The organism is Methylobacterium sp. Leaf117 (assembly GCF_001422985.1).
Taxonomy (GTDB): domain Bacteria; phylum Pseudomonadota; class Alphaproteobacteria; order Rhizobiales; family Beijerinckiaceae; genus Methylobacterium.
Window position 1 is genome coordinate 328,040 of record NZ_LMNL01000034.1, and the last position, 26,362, is coordinate 354,401.

The following is a 26,362-nucleotide window of genomic DNA, read 5'->3' on the forward strand; positions in this document are numbered from 1 at the left end:
AGACTTCGTGCGTTGATCCCCGTCGCCGGTTCCCGATCGGCGCAAGAAGGTGACGCGCCGTGACGGAGCCGACGAGCACGATCGATGCCGACGAAGCCGCTTTCCTCGACCTGCATGGACAGCGCGAGGAACTGGAGCGGCAATTGGCGCTGGTTCAGCTGAAGCGGCAGTTCGGCCCCGGTCAGGATGCGATCGATCAGGCCACGGCCGACGAGCAGTCGCTGCTGGTCAGCCTCGACCGGGTCATGACTCTGATCCGAGCCGCCGAATATAAGCGCCTGCCGAACGCGCGACGCTGGTAGACGGGCTCAGTCGAAGCGACGCCGGTCGCGCTCCTTGTGCCGAAGGCGCAGGAGAAGGTCGATCTGGCTGTCGGGGATCGGCTGCGTGTCGCAGGTCTCCTCGTAGATCGAACGGAGCGCGGTCCCGAGACGATGACGCGTGTCGTCGGTCAGGCTGGGCTGGCAGGCGTTCATACCGTCCTCCCGCATGTCGCCGTCGCTTACTCTCTGGTCCAACGTCTCAGTCCCTCGTTCGAGCGATCCAACGCCGGCGCCGAATCGGAGCGCACTTGTGGTTTAGCGAGTGTCACCGAACATGGTTAAGAAAACGTTAACTCTGGGTTGCCCAGCTGCGAGAGGCGTTGGCGGTCAGACGTTGGCCATCAGGCTTCGGCTGCCTGAAGCAGGCGGGCTGCGGCGGCCCGGGCCTCGTCGGTGACGGTGGCGCCGGCGAGCATGCGGGCGATCTCCTCGCGGCGGGCCGGGGCTTCGAGGGACGAGACCTGCGTGGCGACCCGGTCGCTGCCCTTGACCGGGTCCTTGGCGATCAGGAAATGCGTTTCCGCCCGGGCGGCGACCTGCGGCGCATGCGTCACCGCCACCACCTGCACCTGCGTGGCGAGGCGCCCGAGCCGGGCGCCGATGGCATCGGCCACGGCGCCGCCGACGCCGGTGTCGATCTCGTCGAAGATCAGGGTCGGGGCCGAGCCCTTGTCGGCCAGCACCACCTTGAGGGCGAGCATGAAGCGCGAAAGCTCGCCACCCGAGGCGACCTTCATCATCGGTCCCGGCCGGGTGCCCGGATTGGTCTGGGCCCAGAACTCCACGCGGTCATAGCCGGAGGGATCGCGCGAGTCCGGATCGGTGGCGATCTCGGTAATGAAGCGGGCGCGCTCCAGCTTGAGCGGGGGCAGCTCGGCCTTGACCGCCGCGTCGAGAGCCTTGGCGGCGCGCTTGCGCCCCTCGGTCAGCTTGGCGGCCGCCTTGGCGTAGGCCGCCTCGGCTGCCGCGAGGGTGCCCTCGAGTCCACCCAGGGCCTCGGCGCCGGCGTCGATCGCCGCCACATCGGCCGCGTAGCGCTCGCGCAGAGCCGCGAGGTCGTCCACCGGCACCTGGTACTTGCGCCCGGCGGCACGGAGCGCGAACAGGCGCTCCTCCACCCGTTCCAGCTCGCGCGGATCGAACTCCGCCTCGCGCAAAGCCGCGTCGAGAACCGTGTGGGCCTCGTCGAGGGCGGTCAAGGCCGCATCCAGGGCGGCGACGCAGGGCTCGACCAGGGCCGGCAGCTGCGACGCCCGCCGTTCCAGCTTGCGCAGGGCCGAGGACAGGTGGGAGACGATGCCGCCGCCCGAGGCTTCGATCGCCTCGTTCAGTTCGCGGGCGACCTTCTCGCTCTGTTGCATCACCGTGCGGCGCTCGGCCAGCGTCGTCTCCTCGCCCGGCTCAGGGGCCAGCGTCTCCAGTTCCGCCACGGCGTGACGCAGGAAGTCGGACTCCTTGGCGGCGGCCTCGACGCGGGCGCGGTGCTCGGCCAAAGCGCTGCGGGCGACCTTCACCCGCCGGGCCGCCTCGCCGACCTGGGTCAGAGGCCCCTGCAGGCCCCCGAACGCATCAAGGATGGCCCGGTGGGTGGTGGGATCGGCCAGGGCCCGGTCGTCGTGCTGTCCGTGGATCTCCACCAGGGCGGCGCCGATGGCCCGCAGGACCTGCACGCCCACCGCTTGGTCGTTGATGAAGGCCCGGGTTCGCCCATCGGCCATCTGCACGCGGCGCAGGATCAGGTCGCCCTCGGTGTCGATCTCGGCCTGCGCCGCGAGCGTGCGCGCCGGATGGTCGAGGGGCACGTCGAACACCGCGGTGACGGCGCCCTGCCCTTCCCCATGACGCACGAGGCGGCCGTCGCCGCGGCCGCCGAGGGCCAGCGCGAAGGCATCGAGCAGGATTGACTTGCCCGCACCCGTTTCACCGGTGAGGACGCTGAGGCCCTCGCGGAAATTCAGGACGAGCTTGTCGATGAGAACGATGTCGCGGATCGCGAGCTGGCTCAGCATGCCGCGTCTGGGGTCCCGTTGTGAACGCTGGCGCTGTCTTTACGGCGAAGTGCCGCCGGCTTCACGCAAAAAGATGCCGCCCCCACGGGGAGCGGCAAAGCGGCACGCGGATCGCCGGACGGGCGCCGGAACGGCGTCGGGCCTACTGGGCCTCGGCGGTGCGCCCGATGACGCCGCGATAGACCTTGCTGATCCACGAGGTCTTCTCCTCGCGCGGCTCCAGGCCCCCGTTCTGCAGGAGCGCGTGGGCGTCCTTGTACCAGGGGCTGTCGGGGAAGTTATGCCCGAGCACGGCGGCGGAGGTCTGAGCCTCCTGAGTCAGGCCGAGAGCCATGTAGGCCTCGGTCAGACGCTCGAGGGCTTCCTCGGCGTGCCGGGTCGTCTGGTACTTGCTGACCACGTCGCGAAACCGGTTGATCGCGGCCGGGAAGTTGCGGCGCTCCAGGTAGAAGCGACCGACCTCCATCTCCTTGCCGGCGAGCTGGTCGCGGGTGATCTGGATCTTGGCCTTGGCGTCGGCGGCGTATTCCGAAGTCGGATACTTCTGGACGAGCTCCTGCAGGCCTGCCAGCGCCTTCTCGGAGCGGTCCTGGTCGCGGGTCACGTCGGGGATCTGCTTGTAGTGCGACATCGCCATCAGGTACTGGGCGTAGGCCGCGTCCTTGCTGGCCGGATGGCGCTGAAGGTAGCGCTTCGACGCGTTGATCGCGTCGTCGTACTTGGCGCCCTCGTAATTCGAGTAGGCGGTCATCAGCAGCGCTTTGCGCGACCAGTCCGAGTAGCTGTAGGCCTTGTCGAGTTCACCGAACTTCTTCGAGGCGCCCTCGTAGTCCTTGTCCTCCATCCGCGCCAAGCCCTCACTGTAGAGCTTGTCGGCGGGAACATCCGGGATGACTTCGGGCTTGTACTTTTCGGCAAAGGGATTGATCGAATCGAGGGCATCGCAGCCGCCGAGCCCGAAGCCCATCACGGTCACCAGCACGGCCGCCATCGCACCGCGGTTGGGATGAGTAAGGCGCATTCCGGTCTTCCCCCAACAGACGGGTCCGTTTTTGGACACGCGTCGTCACGCCATCACTAAAGGTCGGTCGCGTGGCTGACGGCCTCATGCCACGATCCGGGTGCGCTGCACACCGGACGGACGTCCCGTTTCACGCTCGCTTCACCGTGAAGCGCGATTTGGGCGTGAAAGCGGCGGGCGGGCTGAACCCTTAACAGAAACGACCGATGTGTCGGTGGCGCTACAGATCGCCGACGAAGGCGGCCATGCCGAGGCTGGCTCCGAATTCGGTCAGGCTGGTCTCGCGGCGGGCGCCGGGCGCCTCGACGATGGCGTAGTTGGCGCGATCGCAGAACAGGGCGGTGAGGATGCCGACATTCATACGATGGCCGCCGCAATAGGAGCGGTAGCCGCCCTGGATCGGCAGGCCGGCCAGAGCCAGGTCGCCGACCGCATCGAGGAACTTGTGCCGGACGAACTCGTCGGCGTAGCGCAGGCCCTCGGGGTTGACCACGGCGGTCTCCCCGACCGCGACGGTGTTCTCCAGGGAAGCGCCGAGGGCGAAGCCCGCCTTCCAGTAGCGCTCCACATCCCGCATCATGCCGAAGGTCCGGGCGCCGGCGATCTCGCGGCGATAGGCGGCGGGGGTCAGGTCCATCGCCTTGCGGCTGCGGCCGATCACCGGGTTCTCGAAATCGATCTCGACATCGAGGCGGAAGCCCCGGTCGATGGGGCGGAGTTCGGCGAAGGCGCGGCCGACCTCGATGCGGACGGAGCGGAGAACCTTGATCCAGCGCCGGGGGGCGCCGCAGGTCCCGATGCCGACGGCGTCGATGGCCTCGACGTAGGGACGCGCGCTGCCGTCGAGAATGGGCATCTCGGGGCCGTCGATCTCGACCAGGACGTTGTCGATCCCGAGACCGTAGAGCGCCGACATCAGGTGCTCGATGGTGGCGACGGCGCCGCTCTCGACATCACCGATCACGGTGCAGAGCTCGGTGGCAGAGACGCAGGCGTGGTGGGCCTTGATGAGCCGGTCGTTGCCGGTGGCCATTCCGGTGCGGAGGAAGGCGATTCCGTGATTGGCGGGCGCTGGATGCAGCGTGATCTCGACCGGGTTCCCGGAGTGGACGCCGATGCCGCTCAGGGTCGCGGGGGCTTTGAGAGTTGTCTGTTGGTTCGTTCGCATTCCATAGCCCTCGGCCGTGATCAGGCGCGCCCATCCCGTTGAGATGCGCTTTTCGCCCTTGTCGATCCGTCCGCTGCTTGAAGCCCCTGCCGGCGCTTGACGGCCGAAACCGCCGCGCCTTTTCGTTCCAAAATTCGTATAGCCGCGCCTCAAAGGCAGGCCAAATCACGGATTCTTACGCTCTGTTACAGTCCCGGTTTCCGCCAGCGAATCCGAAACCCATTTTGGCACAGTAGGTTAACAACAAGCATAGCCCGGAGCCGTGAGGCTCCGGGCCTGTGGCTGAAATATCTCAGCCGGCGGGTAGAGGGTCGATCGGCCCCCGTCTCAGTTGGCCTGACGGCGCAGGAAGGCCGGGATTTCGAGCTGATCGTCGTCCATCATCCGGGACTGGGGCGCGACGCGACCCTGCGGATCGAGGTTGCCCTGAGCCGGACGGTAGGCCGGCGGAGCCTGGACGGGGGCGCGCTTGGGATACTCGGCCGGAGCGGCCGCCTGGGGAGCCGGAGCGACGGGCGCCCGCATCTGCGGGGCCGGCGCGGCCTCGGTCTCCTCGCGGCGTCCACCGAAGCCGACCGTCGCGAGACGGCGCAGCAGGGTCATGCGCTTGGAGTCGCCGGCCGGCTCGGCCGCCGGCTGCTCCTCGCGGGCCCGCAGCTGGGCCTGGGCCGGCAGCGGCAGGTCCTGGATCTGCGGCATGCGCGGCGCACGGGCGACCGCCACCGCCGGGCGCGGCGGCACGAACGGGCCGGCGGCATGCTGCAGGACCGGCTCGGGCGCCGGCAGCGGCGCGGGCTCGTAGGCCATGGCGGCGCGGGGCTGTGTCTGAGTCAGCATCACCTCGTCACGCATCACCGGCGCCTGGGGCAGCTCCACCCGCATCGGCTCGGGGGCGAGGGCCGCCGGCTCGGGCGCACGGAGGGTCTGCTGCACCGGGGCCTGGGCCGGAATGGCCTGAACCGGAGCCGGAGCGGCCGACGGGGCGGACGGAGCCGCTACGGAACCGTCCTGTCCGGCGGGGCGAAAGGTCGGCGCGGGCTGTGCGGCCCGCGCCCTCGCTTCCGCACGCAGGCGCTCGGCGACTTCGGCGATGCGCTGCTCGGTCTGCACGATGTCGGGGTTGTTCTGGGAGTTGGCGGCGATCAGCGCCGGCTCGATACCGGTGGCGACCACCGAGACCCGGATGATGCCGTCGAGGCTCTCGTCGAAGGTCGCGCCCAGGATGATGTTGGCGTCCGAATCCACTTCCTCGCGGATGCGGGTGGCAGCCTCGTCGAGCTCGTAGAGGGTGAGGTCGTTGCCGCCGGTGATCGAGATCAGCAGGCCGCGCGCGCCCTTCATCGAGACGTCGTCAAGGAGCGGGTTGGCGATTGCGGCTTCCGCGGCGCGATTGGCGCGGTTCTCGCCCGAGGCCTCGCCGGTGCCCATCATGGCCTTGCCCATGCCGCGCATGATGGCGCGAACGTCGGCGAAGTCGAGGTTGATCAGGCCTTCCTTGACCATCAGGTCAGTGATGCAGGCGACGCCGGAATAGAGCACCTGGTCGGCCATCGCGAAGGCGTCGGCGAAGGTGGTCTTCTCGTTGGCGACCCGGAACAGATTCTGGTTCGGGATGACGATCAGGGTGTCGACGGCGGCCTGCAGCTCCTGGATGCCGGCCTCGGCAGTGCGCATGCGGCGCACGCCCTCGAACTGGAACGGCTTGGTCACGACACCGACGGTGAGGATGCCCATGTCGCGGGCGGCGCGGGCGATGACGGGGGCCGCACCGGTGCCGGTGCCGCCGCCCATCCCGGCGGTGATGAAGCACATGTGGGCGCCCGAGAGCTGGTCCCGGATCTCGTCGATGACCTCATCGGCCGCCGCCGAGCCGACCTCGGGGTGCGAACCGGCGCCGAGCCCCTGGGTGACGCCGAGACCCATCTGGATCACGCGCTCGGCCTTCGAGGAGGTGAGCGCCTGGGCGTCGGTGTTGGCGACCACGAACTCGCAGCCGAGAAGGCCGGATTCGATCATGTTGTTGACGGCGTTGCCGCCGGCTCCGCCGACACCGAAGACGGTGATGCGGGGCTTGAGTTCACGGATATCCGGCGCCTGCAGACTGATGGCCATGGTGTCGAGCCTCTCGTGCCTTTCACGTTTCATTTGACGCCTCGGTTGAGGGAGGCGCCGATTCTCGTCTGGCCGTTCGCACCCACCCCGATACCCGGGGTTTGGGGCGCGACGGCGGTCGTTCTCAGAAACTCTCGCGGATCCAGCGTCCGACGCGCGAGAGGTAGCCGTCCGTTCCCGTGCCGGCGAAGGCGCCATGGCCCCGCGGCTCGAAATGCTCCGCATGCGCCACCTGCGGGTAGACCAGCAGGCCCACCGCCGCCGAGAAGGCGGGGCCCTTGGCGGCTTCCGGCAGGCCCCGGATGCCCAGGGGGCGGCCGATGCGGACCTGACCTTCCATGACCCGGCGGGCCACCTCGGGCAGACCCACGAGCTGACTGGCGCCGCCCGTCAGCACCACCCGGCGCCCGGCCTGGGCCGAGAAGCCGGCGGCCCGGAGGCGGTCGCGCACCAGCTCCACCACCTCCTCGACGCGCGGGCGGATGATCCGCACGAGCTGCGAGCGCGGCACATGGGTGGGGGCGTCGCCCTCGTCCTCGCCAACCCCGTGGACCGCGATCATGTCGCGCTCGTCGGAGGCGGTGGCGATGGCCGAGCCGTACAGGGTCTTGAGGCGCTCGGCCGCGGCGACCCGGGTGGAGAGGCCGCGGGCGATGTCCATGGTGACGTGATGGCCGCCGACCGCGACCGCATCGACGTGGACGAGATGGCCACCGGAGAACACGCCGACGCTGGTGGTGCCCCCGCCCATGTCGACCACGGCGACGCCCATTTCGGCCTCGTCGTCGACCAGGGCCGAGAGCCCGGCGGCGTAGGGGGTGGCGATCACCGCCTCGACGCCGAGGTGGCAATGCTCGACCGCGAGCATGAGATTGCGGGCGGCCGCCGCCTCGCCGGTGACCACGTGGAGGTCGACCCCGAGGGCATCGCCCATCATGCCCGACGGATCGATGACCGTGCCCTGGCCGTCGATGGCGTAGCCGGTGGGCAGGGCGTGGAGCACGGCCCGGCCGGGGCTGACGCCGTGGGCGGAGGCGGTCTCCAGCACGCGCTCCACGTCGGAACCCGTGACGGTGCCGGTGCGGGTGCCGACGCGGGCCTCGAAGTGCTGCGAGCCGATGCGGCCGCCGGACATGTTGACGATGACCGACTGCACCTCGACCTTGGCCATCCGCTCGGCGGCGTGGACCGCCTGGCGGATCGCGCTCTCGGCGGCCTCGAGGTCGACGATGACGCCGCCCTTGAGCCCCTGCGAGCGCTGGTGGCCGATGCCGATGACGCGGGCGAAATGGGTGCGTCCGCGCAGGGTGGTGAGGGCCTCGGCCGGCTGAAGCTCGGCGATGAGGCAGACGACCTTGCTCGTTCCGATGTCGAGCACCGAGAGGGTGGTGCTGCGCCGGGCGGAGAGAGGCTTCAGGCGTGGGGTGAGGCCGTGCGGGTCGTGCATCGGGCTACCGGGCGGAACGGGTGTGGCGGGGGCGGGACGCGGGATGCGCCGGACGGATCGTGCGGCTCATGTGCTGGTCCCCTTGGTCTTGGACTTCTTCTGGGATTCGGCGCGGGCCGCGGCGGCCTCTTCGGTGAGGCGCACCACGATCCGGTCGGGCATGCGCAGGTCCACCGCGATGATGTCCTTCTCGAGCAGGCGATTGTCGCGCTCGAGCTTGACCAACCGGGCCAGCGCTTCGGTCGCCCCGGTCTCGGGCAGGCGGATGTCGACGCCGTCGAGTTTCAGGGTCCAGCGCCGGCCGGACACGTAGGTCCCGGCCTTGACGCGCTCGGCGAGCGAGCCGGCCGCCTCGATCAGGGCGAGGTAGTCCTTGAGCTTGAGGTTGGCGTCGTCGCCGACCACCAGCGGCAGGGCGGCGTAGCGGTCGTCGCGCATCTGGTCGATCACCGTGCCGTCGGCCGCGATCACGGCGATCTCGCCGTTGCGCTGCCACAGGGCGGCGGGCTCGCGCTCCACCTGGGTGATGACGATCTCGTTCGGATAGACCTTGCGCACGGAGGCGCTGGCGATCAGCGGCACCGCCAGCAGGCGCTCGCGGGCCTCGGCCACGTCGAAGAACACCACGGAGGAGTGGCCGTCGATGCCGGCGGCCTGCAGCACCTCGCGCTCATAGAGCCGGGCGATGCCCGAGATGGTGACGCGCTCGACGCCGAAGCCGGCGAGGCGCGCCAGAACGTCGAGGGGACGGCCGTTCTCGGCCACGAATCGGTCGTAGGCGCCGGTGCCGACGAAGCTGGCGAGGGCGAGGGCCGCGAAGGAAACGGACATCGCCGCCGTGCCGAGGTGGCGCGGAACCCGGCGCTCGATCGGAAGCGCGAGGCGGGAGCGGCGGCCGGGGGGCGTGAAGCGGCGCAGGCGGGCGGCGAGCGCCCCGCGGACGGAGGCGACCGTGCCGGCGGCGGGCCCCAGCGAGCCGTGACCCAGCGAGGCTTGACCCAGCGGGCCAGGACCGCCGAGCGGACCTTCGGCCCCTACCGGCCCAACGTTGCGTCCTCCACCATCCATTGGACGAGCTCACCGAAACCATAGCCCGCATGGGCTGCCATCTCCGGGACCAAGCTCGTCTTCGTCATGCCGGGTTGCGTGTTGACCTCCAGGACGACGAGGGCACCGGTTCCACCCGGTGTGTCGTCGTAACGAAGGTCCGCACGGCTGATGCCCCGGCACCCGAGTGCTTGATGCGCCGTTAACGACAACTCTTGGACACGCTGGTAAAGATTTGGTTTAATTTCTGCCGGGAGGACGTGGATCGACCCCCCCTCGGCGTACTTCGCATCGAAGTCGTACCACTCCCCGGAAGCCGGCTTGATTTCAATCACCCCGAGGGCCTTGTCCCCCATCACGGCGCAGGTCAGCTCGCGCCCGGCGACATAGGTTTCCGCAAGGATTTCATCGCCATAGCCCCAATCGGCCCGGCCCACTTCCTGGGGCGGATGGGTGCGCCCGTCGCGCACGATGATGACCCCCATGGAGGAGCCCTCGGCCACCGGCTTGAGCACGTAGGGCGGCGTCAGCACGTGTGACTTGGCGGCCTCATGACGGTTAACGACGCGGCCCTCCGGAACACTGACTCCGGCCGCCCGCATGATCACTTTGGCACGTTCCTTATGCATCGCCAGCGCCGAGGCGAGTACGCCGGAATGGGTGTAGGGGATGCGCAGGAGTTCGAGCAGGCCCTGAATCGTGCCGTCCTCGCCCGCCGGTCCGTGCAGCGCGTTGAAGGCCACGTCGGGCCGCAGGGCGGTCAGCACCGTGGCGATGTCGGGCTGGACGTCGACGCGGGTGACGCGAAAGCCCTGACCTTCGAGGGCGTCGGCGCAGGCCTGGCCCGAATTCAGCGAGACCGGCCGCTCGGAGGACCACCCGCCCATGAGGACGGCGACGTGCTTGGACATGGGGACTCCTGAGATTTGCGCAGACATGGATTGCGGCATCACGCCGGCCGGCCGGGGCCGATCCTGTCGTGGATCGCATCGAAAACCGCGCCGGCCACCACCGGCGGCAATGTCCCGATCCGCTTGAGGATACGTGCCGGTTCGATGCAGGCCAGCTTGACGGGTCTGACGACCGAAGGCGCATCGAGCCCGGCAGCGGCAAGATCGTCGATGGCCTGATCGCCCCGCATGGCGGGGTTGTTCGCACTGGTGATCATGGCGATCCAGACGAATCCCGTCTCGGCGACGGCCGGTCCCGAGACCACGACGGCCGGGCGACGCTTCCCGGCGAGACGGTCGGAATAAGGAAATGGGACGACCACGACGGCGCCTGCGGCAAGCATGCCTCCGATGGGATCCCTAGAGATTGCCATAGGCTTCTTCGTCGGCGGCCCCAGCCCATTCCGTGAAGGTCACGAAGGGATCTTCGCCCTCGGGACGCGCCTTCTCGATGCGGATACCGTCCGGCGTGATCACGTAGCGAAGACGGTCGCCCGGGCCGATGCCGAGGCGTTCGCGGACCTCGGCCGGGAGCACGGTCTGGCTCTTCACGGAGACCTTCGAATAGGTCGTCAGAACATCCCGACCGGTCATCGGCCACTCTCCAGCAGAAAACTTACGTCTTACCGCCTTACTCCGCGGGTGTCGACCGGCCGATGCGCTTGATCTCCCAGTGCAGCTCGATGCCGGAGGTCTCGCGCACCCGCCGGCGGACCTCCTCGCCGAGGGTCTCGATATCGGCGGCCGTGGCGTTGTCGCGGTTGATCAGGAAGTTGCAGTGCATCTCCGAGACCTGCGCACCGCCGACCGTGAGGCCACGGCAGCCGGCGGCGTCGACGAGTTGCCAGGCTTTGCCGCCGGGCGGGTTCTTGAAGGTCGAGCCGCCGGTGCGCTCGCGGATCGGCTGGGCCGCCTCGCGCGCCGCCGTCACCCGCTCCATCTCGGCCTCGATGGCCGCGCGGTCGCCCGGACGGCCCCGGAAGACCGCCTGAGTGAAGATCACGTCGGCGGGGGCGCCGCTGTGCCGGTAGGCGAAGCCCATCTCGGCGTGGCTGAAGCGGCGCGGGTTGCCCTGGCGGTCGACGCCGTGCGCTTCGACCAGCACGTCGGTGGTCTCGCCGCCATGGGCGCCGGCGTTCATGCGCAGGGCGCCGCCGACCGAGCCGGGAATGCCGCGGAAGAACGCGAGCCCGTCGAGCCCGGCCTCGGCCGCCGTCTTGGCGAGGCGCATGTCCGGCACCGCGGTGCCGACCCGCAGGGTCTCGCCGTCGATCGCCACCGTGCCGAAGGCCTTGCCGCCGAGCCGGATCACCACGCCGGGCACGCCGCCGTCCCGCACGATGAGGTTCGAGCCGAGGCCGATCACGGTGACGGAGGTCTCGGGATCGAGGGCGCCGAGCAGGACGCCGAGGTCCTCCGCATCGGCCGGGGTGAACAGCACCTGGGCAGGACCGCCGACGCGGAACCAGGTCAGGTCCGAGAGCGGCTGGTTGGCGATCAGCCGCCCCCGCAGGCCGGGCGCCCGGGCACGGATGTCGGGCGTGATGTCCGGGAAGGCGGTCATGCGAGCACCTCCCCTCTCCCCGCTTGCGGGGAGATGGCCCCGCCTCCTTTGTTGTGGGCGAAGCGCGCGGAGAGTGGGTGAGGGGACATCGGGGACAGAGGCTGTGCGTCCATGAGAAACGCCCCCTCACCTCCGCCCTTCGGGCTCACGCCGAACGCGGCGAGAGGTTCGGCGCCCTCTCCCCGCAAGCGGGGAGAGGCTGGGAGGGCCGCGAGGATCGGCGCGGGGATGCAATCGGTTTGATGCATGATGTCGGAATTCCAGAAGCTTGGGATGCGATAGCCGCGCGCGATCAACCAGGCATCTCGGGCCTGATCGTGCGTGTTCGCAGCGTGCTGACTACCATCCGCCTCGACGATGAGCCGCGCTTCGCGACAGCCGAAGTCGGCCATGTGGGGACCGATCTGCGCCTGCCGAACGAACTCGAAACCAGCAAGGCGCCGATCCCCCACGTGCGACCGGAGACGCCGTTCGGCCTCAGTTTCGTTGGCCCGCAAGATCCGGCGGAAGCGCGTGCGCGCCTTCGAGGCAGCGCGCATCGGCGTCTCACGCCTTCACACCATCCAGAGCCGCGAGTTCGCCCGGGAGCGCATAGGCCCATTGGGTGATGTTGCCGGCCCCGAGGCAGACCACGTAGTCGCCCGGCTTGGCGCGGCCGGCGACGATACCGGCGAGGTCTTCCGAACGCTGGAGCGCGATGGCGTCGCGGTGGCCGCGGGACTTGAGGCCCGAGACGAGGCCGTCGCGGTCCATGCCCTCGATCGGCGCCTCGCCCGCCGCGTAGACCGGGGCGACGATGACCGTATCGGCATCGTTGAAGCAGGTGCAGAAATCGTCGAACAGCGAGGCGAGGCGGGTGTAGCGATGCGGCTGCACGATGGCGATGACGTTGCTCTCGGTGGAGGCGCGGGCGGCCTTGAGCACCGCCTTGATTTCCACCGGATGGTGTCCGTAATCGTCGAAGATCAGGGCCCCGTTCCACTCGCCGGTGCGGGTGAAGCGGCGCTTGACCCCGCCGAAGCCGGCCAGCGCCTTGCGGATCGCCTCCGGCTCGACACCGAGCTCGTGCGCGACGGCGAGGGCCGCGGTGGCGTTCAGGGCGTTGTGCTTGCCCGGCATCGGCAGGACGAGGTCCTCCATCTCCAGGCGGAAGCCGGGGCGGCGGTCGCGGATCATGACGCGGAAGCGGCTCTGGCCACCGCGCAGGTCCACGTCGATGAGGCGGACGTCGGCCTGCGGATTCTCGCCGTAGGTGATGATGCGACGGTCCTCGATGTGGCCGACGAGGTCCTGCACGATCGGGTGGTCGATGCACATCACGGCAAAGCCGTAGAACGGGATGTTGTCGATGAAACGCCGGAAGGCATCCTTGACCGCGTCGAACGAGCCGAAATGGTCGAGGTGCTCGGGGTCGATGTTGGTGACGATGGCGACGTCGGCCGGCAGCTTCAGGAAGGTGCCGTCGGATTCGTCGGCCTCCACCACCATCCACTCGCCCTCGCCCATGCGGGCGTTGGTGCCGTAGGCGTTGATGATGCCGCCGTTGATCACGGTCGGGTCGAGGTTGCCGGCATCCAGCAGGGTGGCGACCAGGGAGGTCGTCGTGGTCTTGCCGTGGGTGCCCGCGATGGCGACGCAGGACTTGAAGCGCATCAGCTCGGCCAGCATCTCGGCCCGGCGCACCACCGGCAGGCGGCGCTCGCGGGCGGCGACGAGCTCGGGATTGTCGCGGCGGATCGCGGTGGAGACCACCACCAGGGCGGCGTCCTCGACGTTGCCGGCCTCGTGACCGATGAAGGTGCGCATGCCCTTGTCGGAGAGCCGCCGGACATTGGCGTTGTCGTTGGCGTCCGACCCCTGCACGGTGTAGCCGAGATTGTGCATCACCTCGGCGATGCCGGACATGCCGATGCCGCCGATGCCGATGAAGTGGATGGGACCGAGCTTGTCGGGCAGCTTCATGGGAAGGACCAGTCTCAGGGGCGTCGGGGGTCCGGACGAACCGGCCCGAACGGGGTCAATCGGCGGACGCCGTCAGGTGCGGGCCGCCGTCGCGATGACGATGTCGGCGAGCCGCTCGGCCGCGTCGTGAATTCCGGCGCTTTTGGCGGCTGAGGCCGCCGCGGTCAATTTTCCGGGATTGGTGAAGAGGTCGACCAGTTCCGCCGTGAGGCGATCCGGCGTGAAGGCGGATTGCGCGATCGCCTGCGCGGCGCCGATGGCGGCGAGCGTCGCGGCGTTGGCCGCCTGATCCTGGTCGAGGGCGCCGGGGAGCGGCACCAGGATGGCGGGCCGCCCGATGGCGGCGAGTTCTGAGACCGTGGAAGCCCCGGAGCGACCGATGACGAGGTGCGCCGCCGCCATCCGGGCCGGCAAATCCTTGAAGAAGGGGGCGGCCTCGAAGCCGGCGAGGCCCAGGCCGAGATAGAGGTTCTGGACCTGCGTCAGGTCCTCGGCCCGCACCTGCTGCACGAGATGGAGCCGGGCGCGCAGATCGGCGGGCAGGTTGGCGATGGCGGCGGGCACGACCTCGCCCATCACCCGGGCGCCCTGACTGCCGCCGAAGACCAGGAGATGCAGCGGATCACCCGGACCGACCGGCGGATAAGGTGTTTTCGCGGCCTCGAGCACCGCCGGGCGCAACGGGTTGCCCGTATGGGTCCGGGGCGCGAGGGCCTTGACCGGCACGCCGCGCACGTCGCGAAACCCGGTGGCGATGGCACGGGCGCCGCGCGCCAGGAAGGCGTTGGCCCGGCCCATCACGGCGTTCTGCTCGTGCAGGATGGTGGGGACCTGCAGGATCTGTCCCGCCAGCATCGGCGGCACCGTGGGATATCCGCCGAAGCCAACGATGGCGGCCGGGTTGATGCGTCGGATCTCCCGCGCGGCGACGCCGAAGCCGCGCCCGAGGGTGAGGAGCGCGGTGCCGCGCTTGATCAGGGAGCGCCCCGAGGGCGTGGCGGAGGCGATGGTGACGATCTCGGAGGCCGGGAAGCCGGTGGCGATCGAATCCACCCGGGCATCGGTGGCCAGCGCCACCCGCACGCCGCGGGCGCGCAGGGCGTGGGCCAGGCTCTCGGCGGGAAACAGATGCCCGCCCGTGCCCCCGGCACAGAGCAGGATCGTGGCGGTGGCAACGGTCAACGCATCACTCCGGCGATCGTCGCCGGGGCGGTGCCCGGCGGCTTCTGGCTCAGGGTGGTGGTCCGGGGGCGCTTGCGGGTCAAGGCCACGAGGAAGCCCATGCCGAGGGCGAGCGAGATCAGCGAGGAGCCGCCGTAGGAGACGAACGGCAGGGTCATGCCCTTGGCGGGCATCAGGCGGACGTTCACCGCCATGTTGATGCAGGCCTGCAGCCCGAACAACGTGGTGAGACCCGTGATCGCCAATCGCGAAAAGGTGTCGTCGGTGCGCCGGGCCAGCTTCAGGCCCCGCATGACGATGTAGGCGAAGAGCAGGACGAGGCCGAGGCACACGATGGTGCCGAACTCCTCACCCGTCACCGAGAAGATGAAGTCGGTGTGGGCGTCGGGCAGGTGGCGCTTGGCGACGCCCTCCCCCGGGCCGGTGCCGAACCAGCCGCCGGAATTGAACGATTGCCGGGCCCAGTAGCCCTGGAAGTTGTCGCCGGAATCGCTGTCGAGGAAGCGGTCGATGCGCTCGCGCACGTGGTGCAGGAAGCGGTAGGCGGTGGCGACGCCGATCAGGCCGCCGACGCCGAGGCCCGCCACCCAGAACCAGTGCAGGCCGGCCACGAAGAACAGGGCGCACCACACGATGGTGATGAGCATGGTCTGGCCGAAATCGGGCTGGAGCACGAGCGGCACGATGGTGATGGGCAGGAGCAGGATCGCCAGCAGGCCGCCCGGCATGTCGCGTCGTTGCGCGCCCTCCGAGAAGGCCCAGGCCGCCACCACCACGAAGGCGGGCTTGACGAATTCCGACGGCTGGATGCCGATGGCACCGAACTGGATCCAGCGGTGCGCGCCCTTGATCTCCGGGCCGAACTTGCTCGCCAGGATGCAGAGCGCGACGCCCATCATCCAGGTGAAGAGCGCGACGCGGCGGATGTGGCGCAGGGACAGGAACGACACGCCGACGATGATGAGGATGGTGGGCGCAAGATAGAGCGCCTGCCGATTGAGGAAGTGGAAGGTCGGCAGGCCGATCTTCTCGGCCACGGGCGGCCCGCCGCCCATGAGGAAGACCAAGCCCGCCACCATGAGCGCGCCGAGGCCGGCGAGGAGGCCGCGGTCGACGGTCCACCACCAGTCCGTCAAGGGCGTGCGTTCCGCTCGGGACATCATGGGATCAGCACTCTCCGGGGCCTCACGGCGCCCGGGCAGGGCAGCCGATCGCGGCCGGCGGCGTCAGGCCGGCACGAATTCGATCCTGTGCCGGAATGGTAAACCAAGTGTTGCGATCCGCCGTCGAAGCTTCGCCTGTCCCGAGGGTCGGGCCGCTCGAAGAGCTGGCGCTTCGAGAAGGTTTCACTCGGGCTCCAGCGCATTCGCACAAACCCTCTCCCGCACTTGCCTTCGCGCCGAGCCAGGAACGTCCATCGATTTCCAAGGCCCTGCGTGCGGAAACACGCACGGTTTCTTCTTTTCTACACCCACCTCCCAAAAACAGACAATTCTAATACTGATTGCGATGGATTACTGCTATCCAGAATAGACCAATTTCTTACTCACATAAGATCCGAGATTTTGGCGCATCGCGCAGATTTTGCTTCGCTTATCCGGACAGAATAGCGAACATTAAGATTTATTTTATCGAGAAACGCTATTCTTAAGTAGGTGAATTCAATCTTCGATCTGCAGGACGGGATTTTTGATGAGGACGTTCAATAACTTCAGCCTTCTGGTGAAGATCATCATCCCGCTGGTCATGACGACCCTGGTCGCCCTCGGTCTCGTGATCTACGCCCGCTACGCCCTGTCCCAGATTGCGGATCAGACGCGGGAGATCGTCCAGGTGCAGACGGCACGTCAGGGCTACGCGCTCAACCTGCAGATCACCCTGACCGAAGCCGCACTCCAGAACCGCAACATCCTCATCGATCCGACCGGGCCGAGGAGCCAGGACTTCAAGGCCCGGCAAGCCGGCGCCATCGAGGCGACCTACGAGGCGCAGGCCAAACTTGCCGCCCTGGCCGATACGCCCGCGCGCATCGCGGCGAACGCCGATCTTCGGCGTGGGCTGGAATCCTACTTTACCGTTCTGAACCGCTCCTCCGAGGCCGCCCTGAATAACGATCCAGCGACCGGAAACAGGATCGCGCAGGCTGAGGCGGCACCGTTGCGGGCCAAGCTGCGCGAGCAGGCCAATCAGCGGATCACCCTGGTCGAGTCTGAGTTGAAGGCGAGCGCCGCTCACGCCGACGAGATCGTCAGAAGCACCACGACCATGCTGGTGTCCTCGGCCGTCGTCGGGCTGCTGGCCGCCCTGGGCAGTGCCGGCCTGATCGTGATCTACGCGATCGCCCGTCCGGTGAACGCCATGGGCGCCGCGATGGGCCGTCTCGCGAGCGGCGACCTGACGGTCACCGTGGAGGGCATGGCGCGCAAGGACGAAATCAGTCTGCTGGCCCGGTCGCTGGGGGTGTTCAAGGACAACGCCATCCTGGCCCGCAGCCTGGCGGCCGAGCAGGAGGCCGAGAACCAGTCCAAGATGCGCCGGGCCGAAGTGCTCGACGGGCTGACCAAGCGCTTCGAGGCCAACGTCTCGAACCTGACGCACGGGCTGGCAGGGGCCGCCACCGAGATGGAAGCCACCGCCCAGTCGATGGCCTCCACGGCGGATCAGTCGATCCAGCAGGCGACGACGGTGGCGAGCGCGGCGGAAGAAACCTCGGCCAACGTCCACACGGTGGCGTCCGCCAGCGAGGAGATGTCCGCCTCGATCCAGGAGATCGTAACCCAGGTCAGCCAATCCTCCATCATGGCCAACCAAGCCGTCGAGGATACGCACCGCACCGAGGCGACGGTGAAGCGCCTGACCGACGTTGCGGCCAGCATCACCGACGTCGTCGCCATGATCACGAATATCGCGGGCCAGACCAATCTGCTGGCGCTCAACGCCACCATCGAGGCGGCCCGCGCCGGCGAAGCGGGCCGCGGCTTTGCCGTGGTGGCCACCGAAGTGAAGGAACTGGCCGGGCAGACCGCGCGCGCCACGGAGGAGATCCGCACCAAGATCGGCGAGATCCAGGGGGCCACCGGCGAGGTGGTGTCCGACATCACGCGCATCGGCCGGACCATCGCCGACATGTCGACCTACGCCGGCGGCATCGCCGCCGCGATGGAGCAGCAGGGCGCCGCCACCCGGGAGATCGCCCGGAACGTCCAGGAGGCCGCGCAGGGCACCCAGGAGGTGACCAGCAACATCGAGCATGTCCGCGCCGGTGCGGGCTCGACAGGCGCCGCCGCCAGCCAGGTCCTGAGCGCCGCCAAGGAATTGTCGCGCTATTCGGAAAACCTCGGCCAGGAGGTGTCGCAGTTCCTGGCCGGCGTGAAGGCCGCCTGACGGCCCGGGGGACGCACGCGCGTCCCCCGGGATCGCGAGCCCCCCGGAAGGCCGGGCGTCAGGCCGCCTTGCAATCCTCGAACCCGGCGCGGATCGCCTCCGGATCGAGCTTGCGGCCGATGAAGACCACGCGGGAGACGCGCGGCTCGTCGTCCTTCCACGGCCCCTGAAGGTCGCCGTCGAGGATCTGGTGGACGCCCTGGAAGACGAAGCGCTGCGGCTCGTTCGGGAAGGCGACGATCCCCTTGCAGCGCAGGATGTCGGGGCCCTGGACCTGGGTCAGGGTCGAGATCCAGGGCATGAACTTCTCGGGGTCGACCGGTCCGTCGATCTTGGCCGAGACCGACTGCATGTCGTCGTCGTGGTGATGGTGGTGACCCTCTTCGAGGAAGTCGGGCTCGATGTCGAGGATGCGGCCTAGATCGAAGGCATTGCGCTCCAGCACCGCCTCCAGCGGCACCGCGCAGCGCTCGGTGCGGTGGACCTTGGCGTAGGGGTTGATCGCGCGGATCTGGCCCTCGACCCGGGCCAGGTCCGCCTCCTCCACGAGATCGGCCTTGTTGAGCAGGATCACGTCCGCGAAGGCGATCTGGTTCTTGGCCTCCGGCGCGTCCTTCAGGCGGTCCGACAGCCACTTGGCGTCCGCCACGGTCACCACCGCGTCGAGGCGGGCGGCCGCGCCGACATCCTCGTCGATGAAGAAGGTCTGGGCCACGGGGGCGGGATCGGCGAGGCCGGTGGTTTCGACGATGATCGCGTCGAACTTGCCGCGCCGCTTCACCAGGCCGTCCATGATGCGGATCAGGTCGCCGCGCACGGTGCAGCAGACGCAGCCGTTGTTCATCTCGAACACCTCCTCGTCGGCGCCGATGATGAGGTCGTTGTCGATGCCGATCTCGCCGAACTCGTTGACGATCACGGCGTAGCGCTTGCCGTGGTTCTCGGTGAGGATGCGGTTGAGAAGCGTCGTCTTGCCCGCGCCGAGATAGCCGGTGAGCACGGTGACGGGGATCTTCGCGGAGGCGGGGTTCGGGCTGTCGGACATGGTGACTCTTCGTCGATGGCACGGGGTCGCCCGCGCGGGAGGCGTCGCTGCGACCTGTTATATTGTATCAGTCGGGTCGGATGAAACCCCGGTCGGATGAAACCCCGGCAGCCCGCAGCCCGTCGCAGAGCGCCGCGAGGGTGCCGCGGAAGCCCTCCGGTCCGGCCAGCAGGCGCTCCATCAGGAGGGCGCCTTCGAGGGCGGCAATGACCATGCGGGCCGTGGCGGCGGGCTCGAGGGAGGCCCGCACGCTTTCCGTCGCGATGCCCTCGGCCAGCACCGCCTCCAGCCAGGCGATGTGCTTTTCGAAGAAGCGGGCGATGTCGGCGCGCAGCGTTTCCGGCAGGGCGTCGCCCTCGATCGCCAGGACGGCGCAGAGGCAGCCCAGCCCGGCCTCGACGCCCCCGAGATAGAGGGTGCCGTAGGCCTCGATCCGCCGGATCGCGTCGGGCTCGCCGGCCCGGATCTCGGCCAGAGCCGCGTCGTAGCGGGCATCGTAAGCGGCCACGAGGGCGCGGGCGAGGTCGGACTTGGTCGGGAAGTGGTGGTGGATGCTCGCCTTGCGAATCTGCACCGCCTCGGCGAGGTCGGCATAGCTGAAGCCGGCATAGCTCCGGCGACGCACCAGGGTCTCGGCCTCCAGCAGCAGCGCGGCGCGGGTATCCCTCATCGTCCCATGATCTCCCCTGCCCGGTCCATCTCGTCCGCCCCGGACCTTTCGACACTTCGACGCTTCGACGCTTGGACATTCCGGCGCGCGGGACCGTGATCGCCGGGACGTGGAGGCTCCGCCTTATGCCGTTGACGCCGGCGGAAATCTACCTACTACTTGGTAGAACAAAAAGCGGGAGGCATACATGCGGGCTGAGGCCGGCCGATCACGCTGGAATCCGACGCGTCGCGGCGCCTTGTTCGGCGGCCTGTGCCTGTGCTGCCTGCCCAGCCTCGGGCGCTCGGCGGAGGGCTTCGACCTGCACGAGGTCGGCCCCGGCATCTTCATCCGGCGCGGCCCCGACGCGGAAGCGAGCCCCGAGAACAACGACGCCATCGCCAATATCGGCTTCATCGTGGGCGAGACCTCGGTCCTGGTCACCGAATCCGGCGGCAGTCTCGCCGACGGGGCCTGGCTGCGCGCGGAGATCAGGAAGCGCACGGACAAGCCGATCGGCCATGTGGTGCTGACCCATGTCCACCCCGACCATTGCTTCGGGGCGGCGGCCTTCGCCGAGGACAAGCCGGTCTATGTCGGGCACGGCGCCCTCCGGGCCGCCCTCGACGCGCGGGGCGAATACTATCGCGGCCGCCTCGTCGAGATTCTCGGCGCCGACCGCGCCGGCACGGTAGTCTACCCCACCCTGGAGGTGACGGACGGCGCCGACATCGACCTCGGTGGCCGCACCCTGCGCGTCACCGCCCACGGCCCGGCGCATACGAACTGCGACCTCTCGATGCGGGATTCCGCCAGCGGCATCCTGTTTCCCGCCGACCTCCTGTTCGTCACCCGCATCCCCTCCCTCGACGGCAGCCTCGTGGGCTGGCTCAAGGAGGCCGACCGGCTGCGCGCGTTGGGCGCGACCAAGGCCGTCCCGGGCCACGGACCGACCCTGGTCGACTTCGCCCCCGCCATGGACGACCTGACGCGCTACCTGACGGTGCTTCGCGACGAGACCCGCAAGGCCATCGCGGCGGATCTGCCGATCGAGAAGGCGGTGCAGACGGTCGGACAGGCCGAGCGCGACAAGTGGGTCCTGTTCGACACCTACAATGGCCGCAACGTCACCCAGGCCTTCAAGGAACTGGAATGGGAATGAGGCCGTGGCTCAAGACTGCGACTTGAGGCCGATCCCGCCCCGCGCCACATGATATCAGAGATCTCGCAAGAAGAACGGATGTCGCAAGAAGAACGATCATCCCACAGGAGAAACGCCGTGACCCGCTCAATCACCAAACCTGTTCTCGTCCGCTCGATCCTGACGGCCCTGTCGCTCGCCCTGCCGCTGGTCGGCGCCGGCACCGTGCTGGGGACGGGTCCGAGCCTCGCCGCCGGGGCTTCGGACGACGAGTCGGAGCGTCTCGCCCGCTGGAAGGAGATCCAGAAATCGATCTTCGGCGACAAGACGATCGCGCCGACCGACAGCCTCGTGACGATCGACGCGCCGGTGCGGGCGCTCGATGCCTCGCTGGTGCCGATCACCCTGACCATGCCGGAGAAGGACACGGTCGCGGGCGTCCACCTCATCATCGACGACAACCCGTCGCCCTACGCGGCGCACGTCACCTTCGGGCCGGGCGCCGAGGCGAACGAACTCAAGCTGCGGGTGCGGGTGAACAACTACACCAACATCCACGCCGTGGTGGAGACCAAGGACGGCCGACTTTTCGAGACCACGAAGTTCGTCAAGGCTTCGGGCGGCTGCTCGGCCCCGATGGGCATGAGCGACGAGGAGGCGATGAAGGGCATGGGCGACATGAAGATGAAGTTCGCCGAGAGCCAGCCCGGCCAGCCGGTCGAGGCGACGCTGATGATCCGCCATCCGAACTTCAGCGGCATGCAGATGAACCAGATCACCCGCGACTACACGCCGGCCCGTTACATCAACAAGATCGCGATCAGCCGCGGCGGCCAGACCATCCTGACCCTGGACGGCGACATCTCGATCGCGTCGAACCCGGTCCTCAACTTCGCCCTGAAGCCCGACGGCCGGGGGCCGATCCAGGTGGTGGCCTCCGACAACCAGAACGGCCGGTGGGAGCACAGCTTCCCCGCCCCGAGCGCGACCAACTGAGCGGGCGCCCCATCATGCTGCGCCTCGTCCGGCTCGCGCTCGCGGGCGCCGCCGCCTTCGTCCTGGCGGCGGCGAGCCCGGCCGATTCCCCCGTGAACGTGCCGGAGCCGGACGGGATCTGGACCGGGCCGCAGCGGGGCTACACCCCCGCCACCCTGTCGGGCGCCACGGTCCTCACCATCGACACCCTCGACGCCCTGATAGCCCGTGACAAGCCTGTCCTGCTCGACGTGTCCCTGGCCGACCGGCGCCCGGCGGGCTTTCCGTCCGACCGTCCCTGGCTGCCCGCCCACCGCTCGGTGCCCGGTGCGGTGTGGATGCCCAATGCGGGCGCCGCCCCCCTCGATCCGGCGCACGAATCCCTGTTCCTGAAACGCGTGGCGGACCTGACCGGGGGTGACAAGGACCGGGCCATCGTCGCCTTCTGTCATCCCGAATGCTGGGGCAGCTGGAACGCGGCCAAGCGGCTGGTGCTCGAAGGCTATCGCGCCGTGCACTGGTTCCCCGAGGGCATCGAGGGCTGGCAGGAGCGCCACCCGACCACGGTCATCACCGAGGATGCCGCCTGGACGGCCCGGAGCGGCGGCGAGACCCAGCGCTGAGGCGCGGGCCGAGCCGCTGCCAGGACGAACGTCAGATTCCGATCAGGATAAGCGTCTCGCCCGGCGGGATTTTTCCGCCTTCGCCGGCCTGCGCTCAAACAATCAGCATGCGGATACTCAGCCCCCAGTGCGAACGCAGTTGACAGGGAGCCGGTTGTGGCGGAATAAAGGCATCGAACGGCGCCCGAAAGTCTAGGGAGGAAACGCCCGGAGAGAGTTCGGAGCAGCGACGCCATCGCTGTTACCGATACCCCCGGACAAGACTTTCCACGCAGTGACATTCGCCCGTAATGTCTGCGGTGGGCAGCCTGATATCTGATATATCACTTGCACGACGAAGGCCTTGCGGCGCGACAATCGTGCGGGAGCGTCACACCGGCCCGCGCCATCTCCGCCGAGGCGGTGTATAGAGCCTCCACCAGCAGACGGTCCGCCGCGTTCCGGCGGCCCGAACCAGCCGGGTGGAGTTCGATGTCGCAAGCCGTTCAGTCCCGCCGAATCCGCGCGATCGACCTGGCCAAGCGCAAGGCCGAGGGGCGCAAGATTATCGCGCTCACGGCCTATCACGCGCACACGGCCGGCATCCTCGATCCCTATTGCGACTTCATCCTGGTCGGCGATTCCCTCGGCATGCTGATGCACGGCATGGAATCGACCCTGCCGGTGACCCTGGAGATGATGATCGTCCAGGCGCAGGCCGTGATCCGGGGCACCTCCCGAGCGCTGATCGTGGTGGACATGCCGTTCGGCTCCTACGAGGCGAGCCCGCAGCAGGCCTTCCTCAACGCCGCTCGCGTGCTCAAGGAGACGGGGGCCGGGGCGATCAAGATGGAGGGCGGCGCACGCTTTGCCGAGACGGTGGCCTTCCTGGTCGAGCGCGGCGTGCCGGTGATGGGCCATATCGGCCTGACCCCGCAATCGGTGAACACCATGGGGGGCTTCAAGGTGCAGGGCCGCGAGGCCGACGGCGAGCGCCGCCTGATGGCCGATGCCCGCGCCATCAACGATGCGGGCGCCTTTGCCATCGTGATGGAGGGCATCGTCGAGCCGGTGGCCCGTGCCATCGCCACCGCCCCCGAGATCACCACGCCCACCATCGGCATCGGCGCCACCATGGCGTGCGACGGGCAGATCCTCGTCCTCGAGGACATGCTCGGCCTCAGCGACCGAGTGCCGAAATTCGTAAAGCGTTTCGGCACCCTGCGGGGCCAGATCGAGGCCGCCGTGAGGGACTATGCCGACGAGGTCCGCTCCGGCACCTTCCCGGCCGAGGAGCACACCTACCAGCCGTTGTGACCGGCCTCCGCGGGTTTGCCCCGCGCAAGCCGGCCCCGGCCGGCTACCAGCGATAGCCGATGCTGCCGAGCACCCGGCGGCGCTCGCCGTAGTAGCAGGCCGTGACGGTGCTGCAGCTGTTGACGATGCGCTCGTCCGAGACGTTCGCGACGTTGAGGGCGAAGCGCCAGCCTTCCCAGTCGTAATGGGCGACGAGGTCGCCGACGACGTAGCCCGGCACCCGGAACTGGTTGGCCTGATCGGCGAAGGAGCGCCCGACGCCGCGCACGCCGCCGCCGAGACCGAAGCCGCGCAGGACGCCGTTCTGGAAGGTGTAGTCCAGGAACAGCGAGCCGTACTGCTCCGGCGTGTTGGTCGGGGTGGTGCCGAGAAGCGCGGTGTTCAGGTCCCGCGTCACCGAGAGGTCGTAGGCGGTGTAGGAAGCCACCGCCCGCAGACCGGGTGCGAGGTTGGCCACCATCTCGACCTCGGCGCCGCGCGAGTTCACGGCACCGGTCTGGACCACCTGCTGGACGTTGAGCGGGTTGGTGGTCAGCACGTTCGAGCGGGTCAGGTCGAACAATGCGGCGGCGAAGTAGCCGTCGAAACCCGGAGGCTTGTACTTCAGACCGATCTCGGTTTGCTCGCTGCTCTCGGGCAGGAGGAGCTGGCCGGTCACACCGTTGAGGCCGACGGTCGGGTTGAAGCCCTGCGCGTAGGAGACGTAGGGAGCGAGCCCGGATTCGTCGTTGTAGATCAGGGCGACGCGGCCGCTGAAGGCGCTGGTGTCCCGGGTGGCGTTGTTGACGCCGAGCCGGTCGACGTTGTCGGTGGCGACCCAGTCGTGGCGGCCGCTGAGCACGAGGGAAAAATTGCCGACGGTGATCTCGTCCTGCAGGTAGGCCGCAAACTGGTTCTGGGTGATCAGCGCGTTCTGATAGACGAAACTCGGGTTCAGAGGCGTGTTGGGATAGATCGGTCGGACCAGATTCAACGAAGGTCCGCTGCCGAAGGCTCCGAAATCGTCGATCTGGTAGCGTCGGTACTCGAAACCCGCCAGCACCGTATGCCCGAAATCGCCCGTGCGGAACGGGATGACGAGTTGGTTGTCGATATCGCTCTGCACCGCCGCGCCACGGGTGAAGAAGTCGAAGCGGCTGAGGTCGGCTGCGGCCGGCGTGGTGGCGTAGCCGCCGCCGTAACGGTTGGACAGATTGACCGTGACCGTGCCGTGGCGTGCGTTCTGCCGGAACTTGATGTCATTGTCGAAGCGATGCTCGAACTCGTAGCCCACCATGTCCTGTGAACGGGTCAGGCGGTCGGTCGCCGGGTCGCCGGTGAAGCGGCTCGTCTTGATGAAGCCGAAGGGCGCCGGTGTCACCGTGCCCTCGTAGGGCAGGAAGTTCTGGGTGCCGGCACGGTCGCGCTGCACCTGGGCCAGAAGGGTCAGCGAGGTATCGGTGTCCGGCTTCCAGGTGATCGAGGGCGCGAAGAAGAAGCGGTCGTTGTTGACGAAGTCGACCTGCGTTCCGCCGCCCCGGCCGAGCCCGACGAGGCGATAGAACAGCTTGCCCTCGGTGCCGGCCTCCACGGGACCGCCGATGTCGAAGCCCGCATAGGCATTGCCGAAATTGTCGATTCCGGCCTCGACGTAGCGGATCGGCACGATCGGGGGGCGCTTGCTCACCGCGTTGATGATGCCGCCCGGGCTGGCGCCGCCATAGAGGCCGGAATTCGGTCCGCGCAGGATTTCCAGGCGCTCCAGGCCGAAGGGCTCCAGCTTCCAGGTGGCGAAGGCCGAGGTGAACAGCTGCAGACCGTCGAGGAAGTAGCCGGATTCCTGGGCGGTGAAGCCACGGATGAGGAACCAGTCGTTGCGCGGATCGGCGCCGAAGGTCTCGCCGCGGATGCCCGGCGCGTAGCGCGTCGCCTCGGCCAGACTCGTCGGCTTCTGGTCGTCGATCTGCTGGCGTCCCACCACCGAGATCGCCTGCGGCGTCCGGAGGATCGGGGTGTCGGTCTTGGTGCTGGAGACGGAACGGGTCGCGACGTAACCGGCGACGGGGCCGCGCGGGTCCTCGGCCGCACCGATCGCGGTGACGCCCCGGCGATCGCCGACGACCTCCAGGGTGTCAAGCGTCACGTTCGAAGCGCTCGGCGGGCTGGATTGCTGCGCGACCACCGGACCCGCCATGCAAGTCACGAGGGCAGCCGTCGAACCGATCAGTGTCCGGCGAAGAACGGCGCCGCTATTCAACTTGTGCGCGAGCATAAACCCGAAGATGATTGGCACGTGCGGACCTGCGACCAAAGATTATTTTCGTGCATTGGAATGAAAAAATCAGACGGTCAACGATCCAGACGGGACCGAAAACTGATCATTTCACGCCGTGCTCGCAGGGCAACATCTTAGAATCAGTACAATGAAATACTGGAACACACACATCCACATGCCCGACAAGCGGACGGGCGAAAGCTTTCATCT

The 26,362-nt window shown here is 68.5% G+C and carries 24 protein-coding genes; 6 read left to right on the top strand and 18 right to left on the bottom strand.

Annotation, left to right across the window (positions count from 1 at the left end; all coding sequences use genetic code 11):
• The first annotated feature begins 59 nt into the window (after nt 1–59).
• Entirely contained in the window at nt 60–302 is a 243-nt protein-coding gene (locus tag ASF57_RS16100; RefSeq protein ID WP_056181753.1) for a hypothetical protein, read from the top strand.
• Nucleotides 303–308: 6 nt separating this feature from the next.
• Here the strand turns inward: ASF57_RS16100 and ASF57_RS16105 are convergent, their stop codons facing one another.
• The 15 genes from ASF57_RS16105 to ASF57_RS16175 all read right to left on the bottom strand — a co-directional run bounded on the left by ASF57_RS16105 (nt 309) and on the right by ASF57_RS16175 (nt 15,948).
• Nucleotides 309–518 (bottom strand): hypothetical protein, encoded by a 210-nt coding sequence (locus ASF57_RS16105; RefSeq protein ID WP_244477027.1) that lies wholly within the window; start codon nt 516–518, stop codon nt 309–311.
• 146 nt (nt 519–664) lie between these two features.
• Nucleotides 665–2,332, bottom strand: coding sequence for a DNA repair protein RecN (recN, locus tag ASF57_RS16110; protein WP_056485044.1), 1,668 nt, complete (start codon nt 2,330–2,332; stop codon nt 665–667).
• A gap of 142 nt (nt 2,333–2,474) precedes the next feature.
• Complete coding sequence (locus ASF57_RS16115; RefSeq protein WP_056181763.1) at nt 2,475–3,353, bottom strand: outer membrane protein assembly factor BamD; 879 nt, start codon at nt 3,351–3,353, stop codon at nt 2,475–2,477.
• 220 nt (nt 3,354–3,573) lie between these two features.
• The gene (gene lpxC, locus ASF57_RS16120) at nt 3,574–4,521 is read right to left on the bottom strand and encodes a UDP-3-O-acyl-N-acetylglucosamine deacetylase (protein ID WP_056485046.1); all 948 of its coding nucleotides are present in this window, start codon (nt 4,519–4,521) and stop codon (nt 3,574–3,576) included.
• Nucleotides 4,522–4,848: 327 nt separating this feature from the next.
• Nucleotides 4,849–6,633, bottom strand: coding sequence for a cell division protein FtsZ (ftsZ, locus tag ASF57_RS16125; RefSeq protein ID WP_056485048.1), 1,785 nt, complete (start codon nt 6,631–6,633; stop codon nt 4,849–4,851).
• 124 nt (nt 6,634–6,757) lie between these two features.
• Nucleotides 6,758–8,080 (bottom strand): cell division protein FtsA, encoded by a 1,323-nt coding sequence (gene ftsA / locus ASF57_RS16130; protein ID WP_056181771.1) that lies wholly within the window; start codon nt 8,078–8,080, stop codon nt 6,758–6,760.
• 66 nt (nt 8,081–8,146) lie between these two features.
• Entirely contained in the window at nt 8,147–9,148 is a 1,002-nt protein-coding gene (locus tag ASF57_RS16135; protein ID WP_082504044.1) for a cell division protein FtsQ/DivIB, read from the bottom strand.
• On the bottom strand, nt 9,115–10,038 hold the full coding sequence (locus ASF57_RS16140) for a D-alanine--D-alanine ligase (protein ID WP_056181774.1): 924 nt from the start codon (nt 10,036–10,038) through the stop codon (nt 9,115–9,117). Before ASF57_RS16140 ends, ASF57_RS16135 begins: the two co-directional genes overlap by 34 nt.
• 38 nt (nt 10,039–10,076) lie before the next feature.
• A complete protein-coding gene (locus tag ASF57_RS16145) occupies nt 10,077–10,421 on the bottom strand; it encodes a type II toxin-antitoxin system PemK/MazF family toxin (protein WP_156376183.1) in 345 nt (114 codons plus the stop codon).
• A gap of 16 nt (nt 10,422–10,437) precedes the next feature.
• The gene (locus ASF57_RS16150; protein WP_056181781.1) at nt 10,438–10,671 is read right to left on the bottom strand and encodes an AbrB/MazE/SpoVT family DNA-binding domain-containing protein; all 234 of its coding nucleotides are present in this window, start codon (nt 10,669–10,671) and stop codon (nt 10,438–10,440) included.
• 37 nt (nt 10,672–10,708) lie between these two features.
• Nucleotides 10,709–11,641, bottom strand: coding sequence for a UDP-N-acetylmuramate dehydrogenase (gene murB / locus ASF57_RS16155; protein ID WP_056181784.1), 933 nt, complete (start codon nt 11,639–11,641; stop codon nt 10,709–10,711).
• Nucleotides 11,638–12,180, bottom strand: a complete 543-nt coding sequence (locus ASF57_RS16160) for a DUF559 domain-containing protein (RefSeq protein ID WP_056485052.1) — start codon at nt 12,178–12,180, stop codon at nt 11,638–11,640. Before ASF57_RS16160 ends, murB begins: the two co-directional genes overlap by 4 nt.
• Nucleotides 12,181–12,187: 7 nt before the next feature.
• Complete coding sequence (gene murC / locus ASF57_RS16165) at nt 12,188–13,603, bottom strand: UDP-N-acetylmuramate--L-alanine ligase (RefSeq protein ID WP_056181790.1); 1,416 nt, start codon at nt 13,601–13,603, stop codon at nt 12,188–12,190.
• A 72-nt stretch (nt 13,604–13,675) separates the two neighbouring features.
• Nucleotides 13,676–14,785, bottom strand: a complete 1,110-nt coding sequence (gene murG, locus ASF57_RS16170; protein WP_056485054.1) for an undecaprenyldiphospho-muramoylpentapeptide beta-N-acetylglucosaminyltransferase — start codon at nt 14,783–14,785, stop codon at nt 13,676–13,678.
• The gene (locus ASF57_RS16175) at nt 14,782–15,948 is read right to left on the bottom strand and encodes a putative peptidoglycan glycosyltransferase FtsW (protein ID WP_056181796.1); all 1,167 of its coding nucleotides are present in this window, start codon (nt 15,946–15,948) and stop codon (nt 14,782–14,784) included. Before ASF57_RS16175 ends, murG begins: the two co-directional genes overlap by 4 nt.
• A gap of 529 nt (nt 15,949–16,477) precedes the next feature.
• Between ASF57_RS16175 and ASF57_RS16180 the strand changes: the two genes are divergently transcribed.
• Nucleotides 16,478–18,169: a HAMP domain-containing methyl-accepting chemotaxis protein gene (locus ASF57_RS16180; protein WP_056485056.1), complete on the top strand. Its 1,692-nt coding sequence runs from the start codon at nt 16,478–16,480 to the stop codon at nt 18,167–18,169.
• 58 nt (nt 18,170–18,227) lie between these two features.
• On the opposite strand, the gene ASF57_RS16185 is transcribed toward ASF57_RS16180, so the two are convergent.
• Nucleotides 18,228–19,214 (bottom strand): GTP-binding protein, encoded by a 987-nt coding sequence (locus ASF57_RS16185; RefSeq protein WP_056485058.1) that lies wholly within the window; start codon nt 19,212–19,214, stop codon nt 18,228–18,230.
• Nucleotides 19,215–19,281: 67 nt separating this feature from the next.
• A complete protein-coding gene (locus tag ASF57_RS16190) occupies nt 19,282–19,884 on the bottom strand; it encodes a TetR/AcrR family transcriptional regulator (RefSeq protein WP_056485060.1) in 603 nt (200 codons plus the stop codon).
• A gap of 187 nt (nt 19,885–20,071) precedes the next feature.
• Here ASF57_RS16190 and ASF57_RS16195 point away from each other — a divergent pair, with 187 nt between their 5' ends.
• From ASF57_RS16195 to panB, 4 genes are all read left to right on the top strand, one after another.
• A complete protein-coding gene (locus ASF57_RS16195) occupies nt 20,072–21,025 on the top strand; it encodes a quinoprotein relay system zinc metallohydrolase 2 (RefSeq protein WP_056181808.1) in 954 nt (317 codons plus the stop codon).
• Nucleotides 21,026–21,193: 168 nt separating this feature from the next.
• The gene (locus tag ASF57_RS16200) at nt 21,194–22,000 is read left to right on the top strand and encodes a quinoprotein dehydrogenase-associated SoxYZ-like carrier (RefSeq protein ID WP_244477017.1); all 807 of its coding nucleotides are present in this window, start codon (nt 21,194–21,196) and stop codon (nt 21,998–22,000) included.
• A 14-nt stretch (nt 22,001–22,014) separates the two neighbouring features.
• Entirely contained in the window at nt 22,015–22,602 is a 588-nt protein-coding gene (locus ASF57_RS16205) for a rhodanese-like domain-containing protein (protein WP_056485062.1), read from the top strand.
• Nucleotides 22,603–23,073: 471 nt separating this feature from the next.
• Nucleotides 23,074–23,898, top strand: coding sequence for a 3-methyl-2-oxobutanoate hydroxymethyltransferase (gene panB / locus ASF57_RS16210; RefSeq protein WP_056485068.1), 825 nt, complete (start codon nt 23,074–23,076; stop codon nt 23,896–23,898).
• Between the two features lie 43 nt (nt 23,899–23,941).
• Here panB and ASF57_RS16215 read toward each other — a convergent pair whose 3' ends face one another.
• Complete coding sequence (locus ASF57_RS16215) at nt 23,942–26,071, bottom strand: TonB-dependent siderophore receptor (protein ID WP_156376184.1); 2,130 nt, start codon at nt 26,069–26,071, stop codon at nt 23,942–23,944.
• Nucleotides 26,072–26,362 lie beyond the last annotated feature (291 nt).